The 432-nt window shown below is 55.3% G+C and carries 1 pseudogene; it reads left to right on the top strand.

Going from position 1 to position 432, the window contains the following annotated elements:
• Window positions 1-4 precede the first annotated feature (4 nt).
• A pseudogene (locus EOA27_RS39995) lies at window positions 5-432 on the top strand (IS110 family transposase); the annotation flags it as partial.

The following is a 432-nucleotide window of genomic DNA, read 5'->3' as shown; positions in this document are numbered from 1 at the left end:
ATAAATTGATGGGGAAACCTTGGTGCGGACGCTTCTGGCCTACAAGCGAGGTGAACCAAGGGTGTGTGCGATGGTCAGGGTTCCCACTCGTGATGAAGAGGATCGTCGTCGAATTTGCCGAGAGCGAAAGACGCTGACCGCAGAGAGAATCCTGCACGTAAACCGGATCAAAGGCTTGCTGTTCGCACAAGGAATTGGCGACTACGAACCGATCTACCGAAATCGCCGCGCTCGACTGGAGGAACTGCGAACGGGCGACGGACACCCGTTGCCACGTCAAGTTAAAGCACAGATTTTACGGGAACTTGATCGTCTCGAAATCCTCCTCGCACAGATCAAGGAGGTTGAAGCGGAACGGGACGCGTTGCTCAATGCCGCGAGCGACCCTATGCCAAACCCGGCGTCCATGATCGTGCAGCTTAAGGGTATTGG

Source organism: Mesorhizobium sp. M2A.F.Ca.ET.037.01.1.1 (genome assembly GCF_003998075.1).
GTDB lineage: Bacteria > Pseudomonadota > Alphaproteobacteria > Rhizobiales > Rhizobiaceae > Mesorhizobium.
The sequence above is the reverse complement of the archived record's forward strand: the minus strand, read 5'-3'. Positions and strand labels throughout refer to the sequence as shown.